At 71.4% G+C, this 2,218-nt stretch carries 3 protein-coding genes; all 3 read right to left on the reverse strand.

Features of this window, described 5'->3' with window-relative positions; translation table 11 throughout:
• On the reverse strand, positions 1-1,328 hold a 1,328-nt coding region (locus AB0J64_RS57065), incomplete at its 3' end, for a YhgE/Pip family protein (protein WP_364047161.1).
• On the reverse strand, positions 1,325-1,882 hold the full coding sequence (locus tag AB0J64_RS57070) for an ATP-binding cassette domain-containing protein (RefSeq protein ID WP_364047164.1): 558 nt from the start codon (positions 1,880-1,882) through the stop codon (positions 1,325-1,327). The genes AB0J64_RS57070 and AB0J64_RS57065, both read right to left, overlap by 4 nt.
• 124 nt (positions 1,883-2,006) lie before the next feature.
• Positions 2,007-2,218 (reverse strand): cytochrome P450 (locus AB0J64_RS57075; protein ID WP_364047169.1); only part of this gene is annotated, 212 nt, incomplete at its 5' end.

The following is a 2,218-nucleotide window of genomic DNA, read 5'->3' on the forward strand; positions in this document are numbered from 1 at the left end:
GGGGTGAGCCACGCGATGTCGTTCAGGCCGCGTACCGGCTTGCCGTAGAAGAAGCGCCTGCGGCGGAAGACCGGATGTCTCTTGCGCAGACGCAGGTCCGGGCCGGCGTCGCCGCCGCCGCTTCCGGTGCCGCTGCCCGCGCTGGTCCGGGCGGCGTTCTGGGCTGCGTCCGCCTGAGTGGCGGCCCGTCGCGCGGCGGCTGCCGCGTTCCGCAGCAGGCCGCGTACCTCGGGGTCGGCATCCGCGCCCAGGCGGTCGATCGCGGCCTGCGCCTGCGAGCTCGCCTCCCTGGCGCTGTCGGCGGCCCTTCCCGCCTGGGCGTTCGCCGCGCGAGCGCCGTCCGCCGCCGCGCTCGTCAATGCCGCGCCGGTTGCCGAGCCGCCGCTGTCGGCGACCTTGTCGGCGGCGTCGGCGACCGCCTCGGCGGTCTTGGAGAGCTTGGGGCCCCATTCGTCCAGCACGGGCGCGTACGTATCGGCGAGCTGGTCGACCATGCGGGTCTGAGCGTGAACCTGCTGGTACGCCTCCCTCGCACCGGAGCTGAGCGGAGAAGTCCCTTTGGTGTGGAGCTTGTCGAGGCCGTCGCGCAGTTGCCCGATCGCCTGCTGAGCCTGCGCGAGGCCCTGGGTGACCTGAGCCGAGCCGTCACGTAGCGTGCCCGTGGCGGTGCTGGCGCTGTTCAGCCCGGCGGACAGCCGCCGGGCGCCGCTCTCGGCCGTGCCCAGGCCGTCGCTGAGCCGGGACACGCCGTCGTCGAGTCGCACGGCGCCGTCGTGCAGCTGGTCCGCGCCCTCGGCAGCCTCCACGGTCTTGTCGTGGATGTCGCCGATCGAGACGAAGACGTTGTCGAAGTAGTCGCGGATCGCCGTGCGCTCGGCCGCCGCCCGCACCTCGTTGAACACCGCGTCCGAGATGCTGCCCATGACGTAGCTTCGGCCCGTGTCCACGCGCAGCCCGAGCCGCGCCGGGCTCGGGACGGCATCGTCGTCGGCGGGTGAGGCCAGCTTGGCGCTGAAATCGGCCGGCACGGTCAGCGACAGATAGAAGGTGCCGTCCGCCACCCCGTCGGCCGCCTCCCGCGCGGTGGTCTGCTCCCAGCCGAACACGCGGCGCTTCAGCAGCTCGTCGGCCAGGTCGCTGCCCGCGTGCAGGGTCTTCCCCGCGGCTTGAGCGGGTTGGTCCTCGACGACCAGCGCCACTGGCACGCGGTCCAGGTTGCCCTGTGGGTTCCAGAACGACCACAGATACAGTCCCGCGTACAGGAGCGGCAGCACCACGACCGCCGCCAGTGCCGCCCTCGTCAGCCGCGACCGCAACAGGCCCTTCATGACAGCTCCACCAGCTGGTCGAAGCGGGCGGGCGGTGCCACGCAGGCGGCCACCACCGTGTGGTTCAGGTCGCGCAGCAGGTCCCACAGCGCCTGCTGCCGGTCGGCGGGCAGGCCCGCGTCCACATTGTCAGCGACGATCACCTTCGGCTCGTCCAGCAGGGCCAAGGCGATGCCCAGCCGCACTTGTCGCTCCCTGTCCAGTTCCCGCACCAGCGTCCGCTCCTGGCCTGCCAGCCCGACCCGCTCCAGAACCTCCTGGTACGGCCCACGCCGCCGCTCCCGCAGGTGCTCTCCCACCGTCAGCGACCGGTCCAGGTCCGTCACCCCGTCGACCAGCGCCAATGCCACGGCCTTACGGATGGCTCGGCGCCTGACGTGCCCGGCGACGCTCAGGGCGCCTTTGGTGGGCTTCATCCGCCCGGCCAGCGTCAGCAGGAGGCTCGTCCGCCCGCTTCCCGCCGAGCCCGCGACCACCGTGAGCGTGCCGGCCTCGGCCTTCAACGAGACCTCCGGGTACACCCCCTCGACCGCCAACCGCTCCGCAACGATCATCACAACCCCTGAATCTTTAAACTGACCAGTCAGTACAAAGATAGGGCCGGCCGGCATGGCCACGCTCAAGGAGAGGTGGTGGCGTTCGTCACCTTTCAGGCATGGCTCGGACAGCAGCTCGCCTTCACCAGGTGACCGGAAGTTCGTAGGCGCCGTAGATGACGGCGTCCGTCTTGAACGGCAGGTCCTCGACCGGTGTGGCGAGCCGCAGGGTGGGGATGCGGCGGAACAGCGTGTCGAAGACGATCTGCAGCTCCATCCGGGCCAGGTTCTGGCCGAGGCACTGGTGCGGGCCGAATCCGAAGGCGAGGCCGCCTCGTGGCCGGGGGAGCGACG

The organism is Nonomuraea sp. NPDC049695 (assembly GCF_040674955.1).
Lineage (GTDB): Bacteria > Actinomycetota > Actinomycetes > Streptosporangiales > Streptosporangiaceae > Nonomuraea > Nonomuraea helvata.

Coding starts and splice junctions, on each gene's coding strand:
- AB0J64_RS57070 (WP_364047164.1), bottom strand. CDS start 1,882: ATGATCGTTGCGGAGCGGTTGGCGGTCGAGGGGGTGTACCCGGAGGTC.